Source organism: Acidovorax sp. FJL06, assembly GCF_003852545.1.
In the GTDB taxonomy this organism is placed as follows: Bacteria; Pseudomonadota; Gammaproteobacteria; order Burkholderiales; family Burkholderiaceae_C; genus Acidovorax.
In genome coordinates this window covers 101,179-101,654 of record NZ_QAJR01000002.1, presented here as the reverse complement: position 1 = coordinate 101,654, position 476 = coordinate 101,179, and the positions used below count along the sequence as shown (strand labels likewise).

The window sequence follows — 476 nt, the reverse complement described above, 5'->3', positions numbered from 1 at the left end:
GGCTGCCGGGGCGGCTGGGGGCGGGGCCACCGCAGGGGTCGGCGGCGCGGCGGGAGGGATTGCGGGTGCGGGGGGCGCCGCCGCAGGCCCGGGGGCGGCGGGCGCTGGTGCGTCTGCGGGCTGGGCTGGGGCGGGCACATCGGCGGAGGCCGGCGTGGGGGCGGGTTTTTTCTTGAAAAAACTGAACATTGGAGGGTTCTTAGAATCACCCCATTCTATGAAACGCGCTTTCACCCTTCTGGGCCTCATGGCCAGCCTCACCTGCGGGGCGGCCCTGGCGGCCACCCCCCCGGTGCCTTCCACCTCCAGCACGCCGTCCGCCACGGCCTCGGGCGCGCAGGAGTTCACGCTCAAAAACGGCATGCGGCTCATCGTGCAGCCCGACCGCCGCGCCCCTACGGCGGTGCACATGGTCTGGGTGCGCGTGGGCTCCGTGGACGAGGTCGATGGCACCTCGGGCGTGGCCCATGTGCTGG

1 protein-coding gene and 1 pseudogene are annotated in these 476 nt (G+C 72.7%); one reads left to right on the top strand and one right to left on the bottom strand.

Features of this window, described 5'->3' with window-relative positions:
• A partial coding sequence (locus DBV10_RS22995; RefSeq protein ID WP_233589766.1) for a hypothetical protein occupies positions 1 to 189 on the bottom strand: 189 nt, incomplete at its 3' end.
• Positions 190 to 217: 28 nt separating this feature from the next.
• On the opposite strand from DBV10_RS22995, the pseudogene DBV10_RS22990 reads away from it, so the two are divergent.
• Positions 218 to 476: pseudogene (locus tag DBV10_RS22990) on the top strand (insulinase family protein); the annotation flags it as partial.